General features: G+C 64.8%; 18 protein-coding genes. 7 read left to right on the top strand and 11 right to left on the bottom strand.

The window, feature by feature from the left end; genetic code table 11:
* Positions 1-13 precede the first annotated feature (13 nt).
* Together ACLMAJ_RS17530 and ACLMAJ_RS17525 are read right to left on the bottom strand one after the other, a co-directional pair.
* Positions 14-457, bottom strand: coding sequence for a hypothetical protein (locus ACLMAJ_RS17530; protein WP_412014764.1), 444 nt, complete (start codon positions 455-457; stop codon positions 14-16).
* A 128-nt stretch (positions 458-585) separates the two neighbouring features.
* Complete coding sequence (locus ACLMAJ_RS17525; protein ID WP_412014763.1) at positions 586-1,347, bottom strand: SDR family oxidoreductase; 762 nt, start codon at positions 1,345-1,347, stop codon at positions 586-588.
* Positions 1,348-1,416: 69 nt separating this feature from the next.
* On the opposite strand from ACLMAJ_RS17525, the gene ACLMAJ_RS17520 reads away from it, so the two are divergent.
* A complete protein-coding gene (locus ACLMAJ_RS17520; RefSeq protein ID WP_412014762.1) occupies positions 1,417-1,773 on the top strand; it encodes a winged helix-turn-helix transcriptional regulator in 357 nt (118 codons plus the stop codon).
* A 104-nt stretch (positions 1,774-1,877) separates the two neighbouring features.
* Here the strand turns inward: ACLMAJ_RS17520 and ACLMAJ_RS17515 are convergent, their stop codons facing one another.
* Positions 1,878-3,179, bottom strand: a complete 1,302-nt coding sequence (locus tag ACLMAJ_RS17515; RefSeq protein WP_412014812.1) for a TIGR03118 family protein — start codon at positions 3,177-3,179, stop codon at positions 1,878-1,880.
* A 276-nt stretch (positions 3,180-3,455) separates the two neighbouring features.
* On the opposite strand from ACLMAJ_RS17515, the gene ACLMAJ_RS17510 reads away from it, so the two are divergent.
* Entirely contained in the window at positions 3,456-3,962 is a 507-nt protein-coding gene (locus ACLMAJ_RS17510; RefSeq protein WP_412014761.1) for a peroxynitrite isomerase, read from the top strand.
* Positions 3,963-4,153: 191 nt separating this feature from the next.
* Positions 4,154-5,296, top strand: a complete 1,143-nt coding sequence (locus ACLMAJ_RS17505) for a BTAD domain-containing putative transcriptional regulator (RefSeq protein ID WP_412014760.1) — start codon at positions 4,154-4,156, stop codon at positions 5,294-5,296.
* 339 nt (positions 5,297-5,635) lie between these two features.
* Here ACLMAJ_RS17505 and ACLMAJ_RS17500 read toward each other — a convergent pair whose 3' ends face one another.
* The 5 genes from ACLMAJ_RS17500 to dxr form a co-directional block, all read right to left on the bottom strand.
* Positions 5,636-7,420, bottom strand: a complete 1,785-nt coding sequence (locus tag ACLMAJ_RS17500) for a penicillin-binding transpeptidase domain-containing protein (protein ID WP_412014758.1) — start codon at positions 7,418-7,420, stop codon at positions 5,636-5,638.
* Positions 7,421-7,484: 64 nt separating this feature from the next.
* A complete protein-coding gene (locus tag ACLMAJ_RS17495; protein WP_412014757.1) occupies positions 7,485-8,348 on the bottom strand; it encodes a GNAT family N-acetyltransferase in 864 nt (287 codons plus the stop codon).
* Positions 8,349-8,429: 81 nt separating this feature from the next.
* A complete protein-coding gene (gene ispG, locus ACLMAJ_RS17490) occupies positions 8,430-9,587 on the bottom strand; it encodes a flavodoxin-dependent (E)-4-hydroxy-3-methylbut-2-enyl-diphosphate synthase (RefSeq protein WP_412014756.1) in 1,158 nt (385 codons plus the stop codon).
* A gap of 165 nt (positions 9,588-9,752) precedes the next feature.
* Complete coding sequence (locus tag ACLMAJ_RS17485; RefSeq protein ID WP_412014755.1) at positions 9,753-10,955, bottom strand: M50 family metallopeptidase; 1,203 nt, start codon at positions 10,953-10,955, stop codon at positions 9,753-9,755.
* Positions 10,956-11,173: 218 nt separating this feature from the next.
* Entirely contained in the window at positions 11,174-12,313 is a 1,140-nt protein-coding gene (gene dxr, locus ACLMAJ_RS17480) for a 1-deoxy-D-xylulose-5-phosphate reductoisomerase (RefSeq protein WP_412014754.1), read from the bottom strand.
* A 90-nt stretch (positions 12,314-12,403) separates the two neighbouring features.
* Between dxr and ACLMAJ_RS17475 the strand changes: the two genes are divergently transcribed.
* Positions 12,404-12,673, top strand: coding sequence for a DUF2631 domain-containing protein (locus tag ACLMAJ_RS17475; protein WP_412014753.1), 270 nt, complete (start codon positions 12,404-12,406; stop codon positions 12,671-12,673).
* A gap of 433 nt (positions 12,674-13,106) precedes the next feature.
* Here the strand turns inward: ACLMAJ_RS17475 and ACLMAJ_RS17470 are convergent, their stop codons facing one another.
* Positions 13,107-13,661: an RNA polymerase sigma factor gene (locus tag ACLMAJ_RS17470; RefSeq protein WP_412014752.1), complete on the bottom strand. Its 555-nt coding sequence runs from the start codon at positions 13,659-13,661 to the stop codon at positions 13,107-13,109.
* 168 nt (positions 13,662-13,829) lie between these two features.
* Positions 13,830-14,753 (bottom strand): LysR family transcriptional regulator, encoded by a 924-nt coding sequence (locus tag ACLMAJ_RS17465; RefSeq protein WP_412014751.1) that lies wholly within the window; start codon positions 14,751-14,753, stop codon positions 13,830-13,832.
* 96 nt (positions 14,754-14,849) lie between these two features.
* On the opposite strand from ACLMAJ_RS17465, the gene ACLMAJ_RS17460 reads away from it, so the two are divergent.
* Both ACLMAJ_RS17460 and ACLMAJ_RS17455 read left to right on the top strand, forming a co-directional pair.
* Positions 14,850-15,263 carry a DUF5997 family protein gene (locus tag ACLMAJ_RS17460; RefSeq protein ID WP_412014750.1) on the top strand — a complete coding sequence of 138 codons (414 nt, stop codon included), beginning with the start codon at positions 14,850-14,852 and terminating at the stop codon, positions 15,261-15,263.
* A 491-nt stretch (positions 15,264-15,754) separates the two neighbouring features.
* A complete protein-coding gene (locus ACLMAJ_RS17455) occupies positions 15,755-16,711 on the top strand; it encodes a hypothetical protein (RefSeq protein WP_412014749.1) in 957 nt (318 codons plus the stop codon).
* A 350-nt stretch (positions 16,712-17,061) separates the two neighbouring features.
* Here ACLMAJ_RS17455 and ACLMAJ_RS17450 read toward each other — a convergent pair whose 3' ends face one another.
* On the bottom strand, positions 17,062-17,373 hold the full coding sequence (locus tag ACLMAJ_RS17450) for a hypothetical protein (RefSeq protein WP_412014748.1): 312 nt from the start codon (positions 17,371-17,373) through the stop codon (positions 17,062-17,064).
* A gap of 343 nt (positions 17,374-17,716) precedes the next feature.
* Between ACLMAJ_RS17450 and ACLMAJ_RS17445 the strand changes: the two genes are divergently transcribed.
* Positions 17,717-18,904, top strand: coding sequence for a hypothetical protein (locus tag ACLMAJ_RS17445; RefSeq protein ID WP_412014747.1), 1,188 nt, complete (start codon positions 17,717-17,719; stop codon positions 18,902-18,904).
* The last annotated feature ends 21 nt before the right edge of the window (positions 18,905-18,925 follow it).

The following is an 18,925-nucleotide window of genomic DNA, read 5'->3' as shown; positions in this document are numbered from 1 at the left end:
GAAGGTCAGTCGATCAACAGGTCCCGTCCGGTAGCCGCCGTGTTCCTGCGCGCAGTTCATCGACCAAATCCTGGTAGTGGTCGGCCAATTCGTTCACCCGCACCCACGCGTCGTAAAACACCGCATCGGGGGCCTGCGCCAAAGGCACGAAGGCCTGGGTGGTTATCGCGGCCAGACGATCGACGATCTCACCGACCGTCTCGTTGCGCACGGCCGCGGCGCCGAAGGGCAGCGGCATCGCCAACATCACCCACAGATTGATCGACCGCACCAACTTCGCCCGCCGCCGATCCAGCTTGTCCATCTCGCACACCGGCGTTCGCTCACGAATCTCGTGTAACTGAGCCAACTCTCCCGCAGCGTCCAGCATCGGATGATCGTCGTGCGGTAGCCCGCGGCACGCCGCGATCAGCAGATCCCGACCAGGGACCATCCGATCATTGTCGGGAAATCCCATCAACGGCCTCCTGCCGACGCCGAACCCGCACCGCCCGACCGCACCCCCAATCATTCTCCCCCATCGCCACACCCAGCGGTTATCCCCCTATCCCTGCGCCTCTCGGGACGGACTACGTCCGACTGCGCCTATTGGACGGGTGCGTGGAGGTAGTCCTGCCCACCCACGTAGGTGGTGCCGCCCGCGGCGGTGGTGCGGCTGCCCGCTTCGGCGACGGCGGCGGCGAACTCCTCGATGGTCGGGAGCGCGCCGTGCTCGCGCCGGACGGTCACCGCATCGGGGTCGCGGCGTTCCAGCAGGCGCACGATGATGGTGCCGTCGATCATGTCGCCGGACACCACGTTCAGTCCGATGCCGTGATCGGTGAGTTCCGGCTCCATCGCGCGCAGTGCGTCTTCGCCCGCGCGTTTACTCGCCGCGATGGGCTCGTAGTCGGCGGGAACCGGTTTGCGACCGTGGAAATGGGCCTGATGGCTGGTGACGAAAACGATCCGGCCACCGGAGGGAATGTGCGGCAGCGCCAGTCGCACCAAGCGCACCTGCGCGTCCCGATTGAGCGTCATCGCGTAGTCCGGTCCAGCATCGCGCTCGAGTCCGCCCGATGCGTTGAGCACCAGGACGTCCAACCTGCCGAACCGGTCCACAATGCTCTCGATGAGCGCATCCGTTGAGTCGGCATCGGCGATATCGGCACCCGCCGTCGACGCGCTGCCCCCCGCCGCGATGATCTCGTCGGCGATGACCTCGGCCCGCTTGAGCTTCTCCCGGTAGTTGACGATCACGTGATCACCCGCGGCCGCCATCGCCCGCGCGGTCTGCGCGCCGATCCCGCGTGACGCACCGGTGATCAGCACGATCCGCTGTTCTGTCGAGTTACCAGCTTCGTCCACCGTCTCCCTCTCGTTCGCCGACCGGCCCGCAGCATTGCTTCTAATTTAGAACCACTATGGTAGTTCGAAATGAGAAGTGCAAGCGGAGCGAAACCGTCGCGAGGCCAGGCCGATGCGGCCAATGAGCCGATGCTGGCCACGATGGAGCTCATCGGCCAGCGGTGGATCCTGCGCGTGCTGTGGGAGCTGGAACCCGGCTGCCTCGGCTTCCTAGAGCTGCGGCGCCGAATGGGCAATTGTTCATCGAGCATGTTGTCGACGCGATTGCAGCAGTTGCAGAATGCCGGGCTGATCGTGAAGAAGTCCGACAAGTCCTACGAGCTGACCACCGCGGGACACGAACTCGGCGACGCACTGCAATCGGTGTGGGACTGGTCGCAGCGGTGGACAGAGCTCGTGACGCCCGCGATCGACGACTCCGAATAGCAGCCGGTCACCCACTGTCATAACCCGATTCGGCCGACCGGCCGTGCCGATACGACAAAGGCGGCTCCGGGCGCGTGTCCGGGAGCCGCCTCGTCGTTGACGGACTACTTCAAGCGAAGCTTGCCGAAGAGGCCGCCTTTTTCGTCGTCGGGGCCCGCGGTGAAGTACAGGGAGTTGGCGTCGCCGAGGCTTTCGCCGTTACCGAACATCAGGGCCCACAGGCCTTCGATCTCGGCGGGCTTGCCGTCGGCGTCACGCAGGTAGTCGACGAACTTGCCGGTGGTGTCGTCGTAGGCCAGGACGTGGCCCGCGCCGCCGAAGTTGCCGACCAGGAGCTTGCCGCTGAGCGGGCCGAAGTCGGCGGGAGCCACCGTGACCGCCCACGGGGCGTTGAGGCGGCTGCCGTCGTCGAGGATGCGGATCAGCTTGCCGGTCTCGTCGAACTCGGCGACCTTCCCCTTGGCAGGCTTGCCCTTGGCGTCCTTCTCCTGATCTTTGTCGAGCGAGTCCTCTTCACCCGCATCGAACTTCGTCGCGTCCTGCTCGTCGGGCTTGGTTGCCGCGTAGGAGACGAACACTCGCTTACCGACGGTCGACACGTTGAACGGGGCCGGATCGCCCGGCTTGGCCTTCTTGCCCCTGTCGGGGGCGGCAGGATCGATCTGGTCGCCGGTGGCGAACGGATTGGCGAAACCCGAGGTCGGGATCGGCTGCCAGTTCTGGTCGAATGTGCGGACCTGCGGGTCGACACCGAAATCGGCGGCGAGCAGCTTGTCACCCGACGGCGCGAGCGCGATACCGAAGAACTGCATACCCTCCGGCTGGCCATCGAACATCAGGTTGGCGGGACCGTCTTGCCGAACGATCTGCCCCTCGGCGCCGAGCTCGGTCCAGGCCGCGATCTTGCCGGAGTCGGTGGCGAAGATGAATCGCGACGAACCGGTCAGCAGCTGCTGGGCTCCGTCCACCTCGACGGGCTGGTCGCGCACAACGAACACATCGGAGGTGATCGGGGCACCGTTGAAGACCACGCCGGTGGTCTTGCCGATGCTGTTGTCCGAGGTATCGGAGTCGGCGCCGGGAATGGTGACGATCTTCAGCGGATCCTGGAACAGCTTCTGGACGTTGGCGTCCGAGGAGGCGGTGACGTCGCCGACGAACTGGAACGACGAGCCGCCGCCACCGACCCAGAAGTGGCCGCCCGCGCCCTTGGGACGATCGGCAAGTCCCCACGCATTCACCATGTCGGGGAAGGTGAACTGGGCCTTGTACTCGTCCTTGTTCGCGGCGAGATTCGTCTGCGCGTAGTGATTGCCGTCGAGAGCAGGCACGTCCTCGTCCGACGACGAATCCGAGCATGCGGCAGCGACGACCAACGCCGCACCGAGTACGGATACGCGCACCAGACCACCACGGGTCCGCGACCGCCACGCACCATTTCGGCGCAATTCACTCCAGCATCCGTTCAATTTTTTCGTCCTTTCGGCCACACACCACCCTCTTGGCGATTAGGCGACGCTAACCTTAGCGCGGGCAGAAATCGGAAGTATCCGAACACCCGTAATTCACGGGTTCAGGCGCACCTCCGCCTCCGCTCCGGCCATGCGCTCTTACGTACCTCGGCCGCCGCTCCGACCATGCGCTGGTCCAAGGCCGGCCTTACCCCAGCTGCGTCGATTAGGATGTGCGCCGTGGTCGAACCCCAACCCCCCGTCGCCCCTCATCCCGATATCGCGCCGCTTGCGCCGTTGCTCGGCACTTGGCGCGGCCCTGGGCACGGTGAGTATCCGACCATCGAGTCGTTCGACTATTTGGAGGAAATCAAATTCGGCCATCTCGGCCGACCATTCCTCACTTATCGGCAACGCACCCGCGCCGCCGACGGCAGCAGGCCGATGCACGCCGAAACCGGCTATCTGCGCTGCCCGCAACCGGATCGTGTAGAGCTGATCCTCGCCCACCCGACCGGTATCACCGAAATCTGCGAAGGCTCACTGTCGATCACCGACGGCGAGGTACGGATGGAGCTGGACTCGACCAGCATCGGCCGCTCCAGCACCGCGAAGCTGGTGACCGCACTCGGGCGCTCGATCCGACTGTCCGGCAACACCATCGACTACACCCTGCGGATGGCGGCCGTCGGCCAAGACCTCCAACACCATCTCGCCGCAACCCTGCATCGGGCCTGACGCGGGTCCGGCCCGAGCGGGATCGGGGAGACCGGTTCCGCACTCTCGATCGATCCACCTGATTCGGCTGGCGCAGAACAGATTTCACCCGTCTTACCGCGCCCTTACCGCACTTGCGTATGCTGAGACCGATCGCAGGGCTCGATGCCTGCGAATCAGCTCCGCGCACTGGGTGATTCGGAGGCAATGTCTTGGCGGCTGCGGGTATCGGACAAGTGGCACTCGATCTACGAGTGCTCGGGCCGGTGCGCCTGCTTGTCACAGGTAAGGCAATTCCGCTGCGGGGGGCCAAGCTGCGCGCCCTGGTGGCGATGCTGGTCATCAATCGACGCAGCGCGGTAGCGAAAACAACTCTCGCCAAAGGTATTTGGGACGAGGGCCCGCCGAGCCGGTCGGTCGACGGTCTATATGCCTACGTGTCGAATCTGCGCACGGTGCTGCGCGGGGCCGGAGTAGACGACCGGACGACGCTGCGCACGGTCGGCGACGGGTATCTGCTGGATATCAGCGACGAGCAATGCGACGTCGGCCGATTCGAACGCGCTCGAAATCAAGGGACGCTCGCCTTCAGTACCGGCGATCCGGAAACGGCCGCGCAATGCTTCGCCATGGCGCTGTCGGAATGGAGTGGCGAAGCCGTCGCCGGACTGCGCGGGCTGCGCTTCACCGACAACTTCGCCACCGACATGGACGAACGCAGGCTGAACGCGACGGCCGACCGCCTCGACGCGGACATCGCCTGCGGACGGGAGAGCGTGATCCTCGGCGAACTCACCGCACTGACCGCCGAACACACCGTGAACGAACGACTGTGGCGGCTATTGATCACCGCGCTCTACCGCGGCGGTCGCCAGGCGGACGCCTTGGCCGCCTGTCTGCGCATCCGCCGCAATCTCGCCGACCAGCAGGGCATCGACCCCGACCCCAAAACCGTCGCACTGGAAGCGGCGGTCCGCAGCCAGCAGGCCCTGCCGACGATCGCCTCGCCACCGGGCGCCACCACCAGGGACATCCCCGACATCCGACGCCAGGCCTGGTTACGGGTCGACGACGACGAGCCGATCGTCATCCCGGCCGCGGGCCTGCGCATCGGCCGCGATGCGGACAACGACATCGTGCTCGACGATTCGTGGGTCAGCCGCAAACATGCTCGCATCCTGACCCGTCCCGACGGCATCTTCATCCGGGATCGGGATTCGGCCAACGGCGTCTACGTGAACGGGTCCCCGATCGGCGCGGATACGACCCTCTCGGACGGCGACGTGATCAGGATCGGATCCACCACGATGCGCTACGAGGTGCCCGGGCGCAGAACCGAAAAGCCACCTCCGTAAAATGTGATCTACGCGATATATCACGATCTGATGTGCGGCCGATCACTTCATCTTGCCCGATCGAACGATTCGTTCTACGGTTCGCAGGCCAGCAAACATTCAGATAACTAGTCGCGGAACACCCACATCGCGGACCCGGTCGAACCCTTCCCCTGTCGATACCCCTGACCCGAGGGAGCCGAACATGAAGCGATCCACCACCATTCTCGCCACCGCCGGTCTGATTTTCGGCGGCGCGGCAACTATCCAGGCACTCGACAGCGGCGACGCGGGGCGCGCGGCACCGATCGTGGAGGAACGCAGCGAACCGGTTCAGCTGTCGGTGTCGACCCTCGAGTGTCAGTACCCCGCGGGCAACGCCTCGAACATATCGCGGGTGACCGCGACCGCATGGTCGGAACTTCCGCCCCTGACCAGCAGCGTCGCGAACGCGATATCGCCCCGGTAGCCCACGAACCACGAGTGCGACCCACCTTCGACCTCGGCCTCCCCCGTCTTGCCATACACCTCGCCCTGGTCGGCGATCCGTTCGGCGGTGCCTCCGGTTACCACCGTGCGCATCATCGCGCGCAACCCGTCGATCACCGCGGGCGCGACGGCAGCCCGCTCACCGTCGATCTCGGTGGTGCGACCGGCGATCAGATACGGCACCGGCGCCGAACCGTGCGCGATCGTCGATGCCATCACCGCCATCCCGAACGGACTCACCACCACCTTGCCCTGGCCGATCCCGTCCTCGGTGCGCTGGATCAACTCGTCCGAGGGCGGCACCGAACCCGAGGTGGCCGGTAGCCCGGCGATCGCATAGCCGGGTCCGATACCCAACTTCGCCGCGGTCGCGTGCAGCGCGTCGCCGGGCAGTTCGCTGGCGAGTTTCGCGAACGAGGTATTGCAGGAGCGTTCGTAGGCGGTGGTCATCGAGACCTCGCCGAGGGTGAAGAGATCGTAATTGGGAATCGTTCGATCCCCGATCACAATTCGGCTCGGGCAGGGCAGCAGCGTGTCCGGAGTGGCCCCAGCTGACATCGCCGCGGCCGCGGTGACGGTTTTGAACACCGAGCCCGGCGGATACTGCCCGATGGTCGCCACCGGACCATCCCGGTCGGCGGCCTTGTTCTGCGCGACCGCGAGGATCGCGCCGGTGGATGGGCGCAGCACCACCATCATGGTCTGCTCGGTGCGCGCGTCGACAGCGCGCTGCGCGGCATTCTGCACGAAGCGATCCACACTCAGCGAGAACGACGGTGCCGGCTGCGATGCGACCTCGGTGAGCACGTCGGTATCGGCGCCATTGGCGTTCAGCGTGACAACGCTCCAGCCCGCTTTGCCGTCCACCTCGGCGATCACCGTTTTGCGCACCTGTGCGAGCAGATCGGGCGCGAAATTGCGGTCGGTGGCGACCAGGTCCCACTGCGAGGTGAGGGCCACTCCCGGCAGCCCGATGAGATCCGCGCTCACCTCGTCGAATTCGTTCTCACTCAGCAGCGCGACGGTATAGGCGCCGTCGGCGGATTTCGCCGAACTCAGAATCGTTTCTGGCGTCAGCCGCTCGTCGAACCGATGGAGCGCAGCGGCCAGGGCGGTCGCCACGGAACCCGGGTCGGCGGCCGCGGCCGCGGTGAACGCGACCCGGGAGACCTTGCCGGGTACCAGCACGTCACTACCGGACTGCTCGTTGACTCGCGCACGCGGCGCCGGGTTGGCGCGCAGCGCCATGGTCTGGGTGTTGCCGAGCTTCGGATGGATATCGGAGGAGGCCCAGCGCACCATCCAGCGGCCGTCGCTGCGGCCCATCTGCAACTGGCCGGTGTAGCGCCACATCCGATTCTTGGGCAGTCGCCACTCGTAGGTGTAGTCGACGGTCGCGGTGTCTCCGGTGACCCTCGCCGCGCCGGTGTGCGCGGTCAACTGCTCGGCCTGTAACTGCTGCCACGCGGAACCAAGTGTGGCTGTTGCCTTCTGGGGTTGACTGGTGAGCCGGGCCGCGGCATCCAGATCACGGCTCGCGAAAGCCGAGACGAAGGCATCGGCCGCGGGGACCGGTCCCTGCGAACTCGCCGAACAGCCGCTTCCCGCGACAGCAAGTACCGCAACGGCCAGCGGGATGAGCATGCGAGTCGACATCGGCACCGATGCTAATAGCCAATTGCGAGCAAACGCCTGTGGCACACCGATGTTCGGTCGATTTTCAATCGAGCAAGACCGTCGCGAAGGTGGCGATCTGGCGGAAGCCGACCCGGCCGTAGGCGCGGCGGGCGACGCTGTTGTAGTCGTTCACATACAGGCTGGCGGTCCGCCCCGACGCGACCACCGCATTCGCGACCGCCGCCGTACCGCCGGTGCCGATGCCCACGCCGCGGCGTTCCGGATGCACCCATACGCCCTGGATCTGGCCGGTGCGCCGGGACAGCGAGCCGATCTCGGCCTTGAACACGACCTCGCCGTCCTCGAACCGCGCCCAGGCCCGCCCCGATCCGATCAGGCTCGCGATCCTGCGCCGATAGCCGCGGCCGCCGTCACCGGCGCGCGGGTCGACGCCGACCTCCTCGATGAACATGGCGATCGCCGCGTGGAGGTAGCGGTCCAATTCGTCGGGACGGACCCGGCGAACCCCGGCGTCCGCTGCGGCGAGCGCGGGCTGGCCGAGAGCGAGCAGCGGCTGTTCGCCACGCAGTTCTCGCTCCGGTCCCCAATGCGACGCGAGCATTTCCCACAGCGGCAGCGTCAACTCCTGACGCCCGACGACCGAGGAACAGACACGCGGCCAGCGCACCGCTCGGTCGGCGAAGGCGCGCAACGCGTCCTGTCCGCCGCGCAGCGGCACCATATTCGCGCCGGAGAAGCACAGCGACTCAGACGGGCCACCGCGGCTCCAGAGCTCACCGGTCCCGCTGCCGGTCTCGAGCCCGAACTCCTGCAACCGCGCCGCGACCATGCACGAGGCGACCGGATCGGTGTCGAGCACCTTCAGGACCTGTGCCAGATCTCGGTTCGCGAGCTGACGCGCGGGGGCATATTTAGCCCGTCGCGTCGGCTCCAGCAGACTCCGCACGAATGACAGCCTGCCACGAATCACGCAGATGTGGTACGCCGATGCCGAATAGCAATGCCGTAGCGATGCCGCAGGTGCTGGTCAGCCGACGGTGATGACCGGTTCCCCCGCACCCGACACCTCGCCCATCTGCTCGGCCAATCGCATGGCCTCCTCGATCAGCGTCTCCACGATCAGCGCTTCGGGCACCGTCTTGATGACCTCACCCTTGACGAAAATCTGGCCCTTGCCGTTACCCGAGGCGACGCCCAGGTCGGCCTCACGGGCCTCACCGGGACCGTTCACCACACACCCCATGACCGCTACCCGCAACGGAACCTCCATGCCCTCCAGGCCCGCGCTCACCTCGTTGGCCAGCTTGTATACATCCACCTGGGCGCGGCCACACGACGGACAGGACACGATCTCCAGCTTGCGTGGGCGCAGGTTGAGCGACTGCAGGATCTGGTCGCCGACCTTGATCTCCTCGGCGGGCGGTGCGGACAACGACACCCGGATCGTGTCACCGATACCACTCGACAACAGTGCACCGAAGGCCACAGCCGACTTGATGGTGCCCTGGAAGGCCGGGCCGGCCTCGGTCACACCGAGGTGCAGCGGATAGTCCGACTGCGCGGCCAACTGCCGGTAGGCCTCGACCATGATCACCGGGTCGTTGTGCTTGACCGAGATCTTGATATCGCCGAAACCGTGCTCCTCGAACAGACCGGCTTCCCACAGCGCCGACTCGACCAACGCCTCCGGGGTCGCTTTGCCGTACTTCTCCAGCATCCGCTTGTCCAGCGAACCGGCGTTCACGCCGATGCGGATCGGAATACCCGCGGCACCAGCAGCTTTCGCGACCTCGCCGACGCGGCCGTCGAACTCCTTGATATTGCCGGGATTCACCCGCACCGCCGCACAACCCGCATCGATCGCGGCGAAGATGTAGCGGGGCTGGAAATGAATATCGGCGATGACCGGGATCTGGCTCTTACGCGCGATGGTGGCCAGCGCGTCGGCGTCCTCCTGGCGTGGACACGCCACGCGCACGATGTCACAGCCCGAGGCGGTGAGTTCCGCGATCTGCTGCAAGGTCGCGTTGATGTCGTGGGTTCTGGTGGTGGTCATCGACTGCACCGAGATCGGATGATCGCTACCGACGCCGACGCCACCAACCTTCAGTTGGCGGGTCTTACGACGTGGCGCGAGAACGGCCGCGGGTGCGGTCGGCATCCCCAATCCGATTGTGCTGGTCACTTCCGGCTGCCTACTTTCGTGCGTTCTGGTGAGCCGTTCGCTTACCGAGCTTAGCCGCGTGGCAGCCACTCACCCTGTGATGACGATGACATGGCGTTATCACCCAGTGCCCGCGACAGGGTACCTCGTCGGCGCGAACAGCTGAAGTGGTCGGTATGTCGAGCGTCAGGGGAACAGCTTGATGGGGTTGACGACGTCAGCGACCAGGGTGAGCACCATGTACGCGCCACCGATCACCACCATGACGTAAGTCATTGGCAGTAGCTTCATGTAGTCGACAGGCGCGCCGGGCGCGAGGCCCTTCAAGGCACGGATCGAGTTGCGGATCTTCTCGTACAGCACGACCGCTATATGGCCGCCGTCCAGCGGCAGCAACGGCAGGATATTGAACGCGCCGAGGAAGAAGTTCAGGCTGGCGAGCACGAGGATGAACACGCCCCAGAGCCCACGCTCCGCCGTCTCGCCGCCGATCTTGCTCGCGCCATAGACGCTGACGGGGGTTTCGGGGTCACGCTCGCCGCCGGTCACCGCGGTCCACAGCGCTGTCACCTTCTGCGGCATCTGCGCCAGCGACTCGAAAGTGCGCACGAACATACCGCCGGTGAACGCGCCCGCGGCCGGAATCGCGGCCAGCGCGTTGTATTTCACGGGTTCGTAGTACTCGGAGCCGACGCCGACGGCGCTGACCTCGCGGCCGGGCCCTCCGTCGGACGGATAGCGCATCACGCGCTCCGGGTTCACCGGAATGGTGAGGCTCTGTCCGTCCCGCTCGACGGTGTAGGTGAACGGTCCGCTCTGCTTCTGGGTCTCGGCTTGGAATTCGGGCCAGGTCTTCACCTTCACCCCGTTGACCGCGGTCACCACGTCGCCGGTCTGAAGACCGGCCTGTTGTGCCGGGCCGGTGCCGCTGCACGCTTGCAGCGTCCCGTCGACGTTCTGCTGCGCGACACAGCTCATGTTTCCCAGCGCGGTGGCAGGCGGCTGATCGAAGCGCGGCAGACCCCAACCGATCGCGAGAATGACCACCAGGATGAAGCCGAGCAGGAAGTTCATCGCGATGCCACCCGACATCACCACCAGACGTTTCCAGGTGGCCTGCCGGTACATCGCCCGGTCGAGGTCTTCGGGCGCCAGTTCGTCCAGCGCGGTCATGCCGGCGATATCGCAGAAGCCACCGAGTGGAAGCGCCTTGAGGCCGTACTCGGTCTCACCACGCTGAAAAGAGAAAATCTTCGGTCCGAAGCCGACGAAGTAGCGACGCACCTTCATGCCGGTCGCCTGCGCGGCCCACATGTGCCCGCATTCGTGCAGCGCGACCGATATCGTGATGCAGAGCGCGAACAGCACGAACCCCAACGCGAACACCATGTGGTTTACAGCCCTCCTGCATTGCGCAGCTCGCCTCGATGAAATGCGGCTACAGCCGCGAGTATCCGCACGCACGTCCGGTCTTGGCCGCGAGCACTGCGACCACAGTAACCGGACACCGACCGACCCTCTCGGTTCAGTCTGCCAGGCCACCGTCGCACGGCGCGCCCGATCCCTTCGAACCTGGGTCTATCGCGGATGCGCCGACCGCTGCGCGGTCAGCCGTGGACAAGCGCCCTTGCGTACTCCCGCGCCCAGGTGTCGGCCGCCAGAACCTCTCGCAATGATTCGGGTTCGGCGCGCCATTGCTCGGCTGCCTCGACCGCGCGCGCGACGGTACGCACGATGTCGGGGAAGCGAATCGCACTGTCCAGGAAAGCTTGCACCGCAATCTCATTGGCCGCGTTGTAGACCGCGGTGATGCTGCCTCCCGCCATTCCCGCCTGCCGTGCCAGCTCCACCGCGGGGAACACCGCGTTGTCGAGCGGCTCGAATTCCCATGTCGATGCGGTGCTGAAATCGCAGGCAGCGGCGGCTCCCGGCACTCGGTCCGGCCAGCCGAGCGCCAGCGCGATGGGCAGTTTCATGTCCGGCGGGCTGGCTTGGGCCAGGGTAGAGCCGTCGGTGAAGGTGACCATGGAGTGCACGATCGACTGCGGGTGCACGGTGACGTCGATGCGGTCGTAGGCAATGCCGAACAGTAGGTGGGTTTCGATCAGTTCGAGCCCCTTGTTGACCAGCGACGCCGAATTCAGCGTGTTCATCAAACCCATCGACCAGGTCGGATGGGCCTTGGCCTCGGCAGGGTTCACCGATTCCAGCATTTCGGCGGTCCAGCCGCGGAACGGGCCGCCCGATGCGGTCAGCACCAGGCGGTCGACCTCCTCGGCCCGACCGCCGCGCAGGCACTGCGCGAGCGCCGAATGCTCCGAATCGACCGGCACGATCTGGCCTGGGGCGGCGGCGCGTGTCACCAGTGAGCCGCCCGCGACCAGCGACTCCTTGTTCGCGAGCGCGAGCCTGGTGCCCGATTCCAAGGTGGCGAGGGTCGGCTCCAGGCCGAGCGAGCCGACCAGCGCGTTGAGTACCACATCGGCCTCGGTGCGGCGGACAAGTTCGGTGACCGCACCCGGCCCGCCGAGGGTGAGGTCCAACCGCTGGGCGGCGGCGGGATCGGCGACGGCGACATTGCGAGTACCGGTAGCGGCCATCTGCGCGGCAAGCAACGCGGTGTTGCCGCCGCGAGCCGCCAGGCCGACCACCTCGAACTTGTCGGGATTGGCCGCGATCACCTCGAGCGCTTGGGTTCCGATGGAACCAGTGCTGCCGAGCAGTAGGACTCTCACAATGTCGGACACGGCCCCATTGTGGCAGGGCCTGCTGGCTACGACGACCGGTCGTATGCCACGATATCGATAAGTAATCGACCCACCAGCCGAGGAGCGATCGTGGCCGCCACGGAACTCGAAACCACCCACAGTGACAGCGGCGTCCTCACCCATGTGGACACCGCAGAGGTTCCCTCCGCCGCGTGGGGTTGGAGCGGTGAGTCCCGCAGGACCTTCCGCGCGGCAGGCTGGGTCGTCGCCGTAATCCTGGTGGCCATGACCGTCGGTAACCACAAGGGCCGGGTCGAAGACGTTTTCCTCGTCGGCTTCGCCCTCGCCATCGTCGGCATTCTGATCCGCGACACGGTTCTGCGTCGCAAGCCGCGCTAGTTCGCCGAGATCACGCCGGTCGGTGACGGTGCGGCCGCTCTCGCCGCGTCGGCCCCGCTGATTTCGACGCCATCGTCCTCGATGTCATGATGCGGGGCGTCGACGGCCTTTCAGCTCACAGCGGCCGTCTACACACGACCGCTCCAGACGGCCCCTCGACATGGTTTGGGCCAGTCCGATCGCCCAGCAGGTCGGGCAACCCCGCAACACAACCAGGCCTAACGGTGCCAGAAGTAAACTCACCGGTCCGGTCAACGGCAGCAACACCACCGAACCGATCAAGGCACCAAATCCCATTGCGCCACGCACCAAGTGGCGAGGAATCGACGTGTTGGCAAAGCTCCGCTCGGCGCTCCTGCCCTGCCTACGGGCGTCGAATCCCACTGCGCCACGCACCAATCGGCGACGAACCGGTATGCCGGCAAAGATCCGCTCACCACTCATCCGCGGCCTCCCGGCATCGAATCCCCAAGGTGTCGTGCACGGCAGACCTGGCACGGTGCAGCCGCGACTTCATCGCCGCGGTGCTGAGCCCGAGCAGATCGGCGACCATGCGGCCGCTGTAGCCCTGAACGTCCCGCATGATCAGCACTCGCCGCTGATCATCGGGCAGCCCCGCAATGGCCGCAGCGACCCGCTCAGCCTCCAGATGACGCATCGCCGCATCCTCGGCGGAGACAACACACTCCTCGACGACCGGTTCGGAGCGACGAGACATCGACCGCAGCTGACGCAGACACTCGTTCCGAACGATCCGAAACATCCACGACGCCAACGCCCCTGACGCACGCAGCGTTCCGATCTTGCGATACAGAACGATCAGCGCCTCCTGCGCGGCATCCTCGGCGTCCTCGGGCGTCGCGCACAGCGAGTAGGCGAAGCGCCGGACATGAGGATGAGCCCCCGACACCAAAGTGGCGATCGACTCGGTGTCCCCCGATTGGGCGGCGGCGACGAGCTGCTCGTCGGGCCAACGCACCTCAGCCACGGGAGCGCCCCCGCCTACGCAGCACAGCAACGCTGCACGCACAGACCGCAAGCACACCAATAACAATCGCGGCAATAATCACGACAACCTCCCGATCTCGCGCCGACGGTGTTGCCGACACAGGTATGAGAGGCACGAACCCTTCGAAAGGATTCTCATCGAGTGTCGTCAACGCCCCCGGCGCTTGGCAGGCTTCTTCTTGGAAGGAGTCGGACGCCCACCGGTTGTCCTTTTGGGCGGGGTCTTCTTGGTCTGCTGCGCGGGCTTGCTACGCGCCGCCGGTGACCGCGAGCTTCGTTCCGAGCGACCACGGACGACCCCCACGAACTCTTCGACCAGTTCGGTCGTCTGCGCGGTCGGCCAGGCCAGCGCAACCTCGGTATCCCTGACACCCATCAAGGTCCGGTAGACGAGGTCTTTGCGCGCATGCAACCTGGCGATCGAATGCGGCACGATGGCGACACCGACCCCCGCCGCGACGAGTTCGATTGTCCCCTCGATCGCATCGATATCGTCGGAGTTCTGAATCTGCTCGTCCGCCAGCTCCGCCATACCGACCTGTTCGAACACCGAGAGCGGATGATCCTTGGGCACCACGACGACAGGAACCTCGCGATAGAGCGGTATCGCACTCATCCCGTCACGGTCGATCGGCAAGCGAACGAAACAGGCATCGACGCGCCCGTCACGCAGCGCGACATCCTGTTCCGACATCGGAATCGGAACTACCTCGAGAACAGCGTCAGGAAACCGCTCGCCCCAAATCCGCGTCCACTTGGACACCGTGACGCCCGGCACGAACCCGACCCGCAGCGCGACGTCCGCCGCAGGCGCCTGGTCACCCTGCGCATCAGCAGCCGCGACGAGTTCGCGAGCGTCCCGCAGCAACTCCTGTCCCGCCTCGGTCAACTGAGTCGGCTGCGCCCCCGGCACGAACAGCTTGACCCCGAGTTCGCCCTCGAGCTCGATGACTGTGTGACTCAGCTTCTGGCGCGAAATATGCAGCGCTTTCGCCGCGCGCGCGAAGTGCAGCTCCTCGGCAACCGCGGCAAACCAGCGCAGCCGCGTCACATCGATGGACTCGGGGTTCATTCAAGAAAGGGTATTGCCCCCTCGATTACGCAGCTTCACGGGTGCTGGGTGGGCGTGGTGGTCAGGACCCACAGGCGGGCCAGATAGTCTGTATCGGTGAGCCCGGACAAGAAACCGCAGACCATGAAGCCGCTGACCGCGGCAAACAAGCTCGGCATCTACCTCCCGGCGGCGCCCGAAGATTTCCGGAACACGCCGATCTCACGTGCCGACCTCGAAGACCTCCGCACCAACCCCCCGGAATGGCTGACCGAACTCCGCCGCACCGGCCCCTTCCCCCGCGACGTAGTAGCCCGCAAGCTTGGTGTCTCCAACACCGGCCTGGCCCGCGCCGACGTCTCCGACTCCCTCACCACCGAGGAAATCGCGACCCTGCTTGCCGACCCGCCCGAGTGGTTGATCCGCGAGCGCGAAAGCTACGCGGCGGTGCTGAAGGACAACGAGCGCATCAAGGAGCAGCAGGCCGAGCGGCGTGCAGCGTCGAACCGGCCCGCGAAGAACTACCGCTAGTGCGTCGGCCAGCTGACCGGACTGCCGAGTCCACTCTTATTTGAGTTCGGGTCCCAAAACTAAACTACAGCCGCCCGTAGTTGCGTCTCCCGCCATAAGTAGGCGCCATGAATGGTCACGGGTTGGGGACCACCCCGGGTAAACACCCGATGTGACGGCATACCGTGCCGCCGTTCGGCATCACCGGCACAGAGGCCGCCATCAAGTCGGTTCGAGCATTGGTTCGGCGGCGAAGACAAATCGCCGAACAGCACGTCTTCGCCACCGCAGGCAATCGCATCGAATCCCTCGACCTACTGGGGCACTTTTCTCCATTCAGCCCGGATCTTTCGTAGGGTCCGGCTACCGTTTAGGTGCATCTGAATGGAAGTCGAGTAGTTCCGTATCAACGCCGGTCGGGCGCTGCACGGCGCACCAGATGACCGGTGCTCAGGTGCGTGGCCACGCTCCACATTCCCACGGAGTTGTGCCGCGCCGTGAAAGGAGCAACGATGGCGACCTACCCCAACACAATTGCGTTGACAACCGAAACCCAGTTCGACGAGCGGATCCCGGAGGACCGCCGACAAGAAATCCGGAACTCGATCAATAACATGGTCGCACGGCGCATCGACGAGAACACGCACCGTCGTGAACTCGCCGCCGAGGACCGCGCCTTGGCCGACGCCTTTGCCGAGCCGTTCCTCGAACAGTTGCGCAATAGTGCGCGCGGCGCCGACGCACTGCAGCTGGCTGCCGACCGTGGGCGGACCAGGCCCCTCGACGTGAGCGAACTAGGGGTGGCAAGCGAGGAGAATCCGTCACGGTATGTGTCCGCGGGAGCGCTCGATTACCCGTTTACCACGACCCGTGACTTCCAAGGACCGGCGACGCAGATCTTCCCGATTCCTTACAACTTCTCCTGGTCATGGCACGATCTGAATGGAAGCCCGCCGTTCAAGCAGATCATGACACCAGCTAGTGGCCGTGCCGCACTCGATGCTCGGGTGGGCAACGCCCCGGGCGCGACCGGCACGTTCGTCAACGCGCACGCCGGCTACGGTGTGAGCCTGCGTTCGGATCACCGGGTCGCCTGCATGGCCCGCTCGCTGCGGTCCACTCGCGATGTCGGCGCGGCCGCCGCGGGGTTCAACGGCGACGCGACCGTCGAAGCCGGATGTGAGATGACGGTCATGCAAAACGGTCGTCTGGTCACCATTGCCGTCGACAAGCGATTCCGTGGTCGGGTCAGCGGATCGATCGGCCATCCCACCGAGAACTACAACTATGACAACGGCGGTTTCGGCCCGGGCGCAACGATCGAGGTGTTCTGGACAATGGAGGCCAACACCAACTACGAACTCAATGTCGGTGCATGGGTTTTCGCCGAGGCGCACCAAGGTATCGGAGGAGCCGGAGCGCAATCACTGATCGACGCGAAGATCATCTTCATGAGCCTATGGAAATGACCTGATCGTATCGGTGCCGGCTACGTTCTCGGCGCGCACGATCCGCCGGTCGGCGATGCCGTCCCCGGCACCGCATATACGGCGAATACTATTGCAGAGCAACAGTTGTCCCCGACGCTTCACCTTGACGATCGGTGCGGTCGATAAGCCTCTGGCAATGACCTTCCAGCTTCCGCATCGCATGGTTCTGAGTCGGGGACAACTCTGCGTGGGTCCTGCCGTAGTTCGGGGCGAACGCCGCAGCCGCATTCTTCTACGCGGTGCCATGCCTCGCGGTCAACGCCGACAGGTCCCGGCCATGACGGCGATGACCACGACGACCTACCGCTGATAAGGCTTTCGGGCTCGAACTACCCGTGCGAGCCGTCTCCGTTGCCCGAAGTGTCCTGCTCCTGCTGGGCGAGCACGAAAGTGCTCTGTCCGTTGGGGTCCAGTCCGGCGTCGAGGATCTTGTCGTCCAGGAACGCCGCGGCCTGCTGATCCAGGAAGATTCGTGATCCTTCGGCGCTCAGAACCTGGTCTTGCTCGGCCGGGATAGCGGCGACTGTGAGCTGGAGCGTGTCGGCCTCGTCGTCGGTGAAGATTCGCAGCCCGGCGTTGTCGGGTGTCCCTTCCGCGGACGTGATATTGCGAACAACCTCGATGGCAGTGGGGGTGAGCATGAGCATATGTCTGTTTCCTTCCCGCTGTCGTAATAGTCGGCCAGTCGATTGGCTGACTCTATTTCCGCAGGTCAGTCGCCAACACGATCATCATCGGCGTCGGCAACCACGACCGGCGTTCTCCCCCGAGTAGCCATAGTCCGCTTCGCGAAACCCCATTTCGGCGTCGGCCACACTCCCCTGGTCGTGCTGTCGCCACTCACACTCGCCGAGGTCGACCACGTCGCCTTGCAGTATTTGCCGTGCGCATCCGCTCGAAAAGAGGGCCTCGAACCCCAAAGGTTAGGAGTACAGTCCCACCAAGCGACGGCATTTCCTCTGCGCTGAGCCCAACCATGATCGAATGCGAGCACCGGTGCTGACAACACCCGTGATACGAGCCCTGCTGGAGGCCGTCGACAAACTCGACATACAGCTCGCGCGACGCGCGGCCCCCGCCCTCGCCGAAGAGGTCCATAAATTCCCGCGCACTATGCGGGATGGTCTCCAACACATCGAGCACGACGACACCCGCCTCGGACACGAAATCGACAAGGCCGGGTCGCGTCTGCACCCGAATCGTGCGAACGTCACCGCGCGCTCGGAATCCGACATGGGCACAGCGGTAAGGCGATTGGCCGGGACCGGTGGCATCAAGGAGACCGACTTTCCGTTTCCAGGTCGCCTGGAAACCTTTGCGAGGCCCTTCACCGAAGAAGCTTCGGTGAAAGTAGCCAAACTGCAAGAGTTCACCAAGTGGCAGGCCGACGCCGCGAACACCATGGCCAGCCGCCTTCGTGCCTTGGGTAGAGAACCGACACCGGAAGACTGGGAGGCAGAGTATTGGCACCTGACCGAAGAGCGGTCTAAGAGAAGCGGCCTATTCTCCACCGCTGATTTGGAAACCCGGATCACCGACAATTATCCGAACCTTACCTGGTTCGGGAACGAATTCACCAGAAAACACACATGGAACCGCATTGATGAGGAATGGGTCAGGGGTGAGGCGACGCGCCGCAATATAACCTACATGGAGGCCGCTGAGCGAGCTTTGGCGAGATTTCCTGCCGAAGGCGTAACCGGGGACAAACTCCAAACCGTAGTTCACCTGACCGACGGAACAGATGTCAACGGGAACCTGACTCTTCGGGGCGAAAGCGCCGAACAGCATTTCGAGTACTTGCGGCAATGGAGCGCCGCGAATGGCCGCGACGTCAGTCAATGGCCGGTACCGACGTCCGAGGAAGCTATGACGATCACGGCGACCGAGGCTGACCGACAAAAGATATTCAAGGACGCTTTAAAACAACTCGCCGAACCCGGTGATTTCGCTACCGAAAAATGGGCGGAAGTTTCCTTCAAGCTTTATGAGTCACCACAGACGAAAAATGGATCCGATGCAGTGATCAGATCCTATATCGTCGGCGCGGCCGAACACCGCATGGGTCGGGTGCCAAATTTTCCACACGATATCGACCTGCGCGCGAATACGATGACTCAAGAAGACTTCGTGAGATACGTCGTGGATCACGATGCGCAGTATGGACGGTGACGAGGCCTCCGTTTCTCGGAA

The sequence above is a fragment of the Nocardia arseniciresistens genome, from assembly GCF_046764875.1.
Taxonomy (GTDB): Bacteria; Actinomycetota; Actinomycetes; order Mycobacteriales; family Mycobacteriaceae; genus Nocardia; species Nocardia arseniciresistens.
Note: the sequence above shows the minus strand (reverse complement) of the source record. Positions and strands in the feature narration are given on the sequence as shown.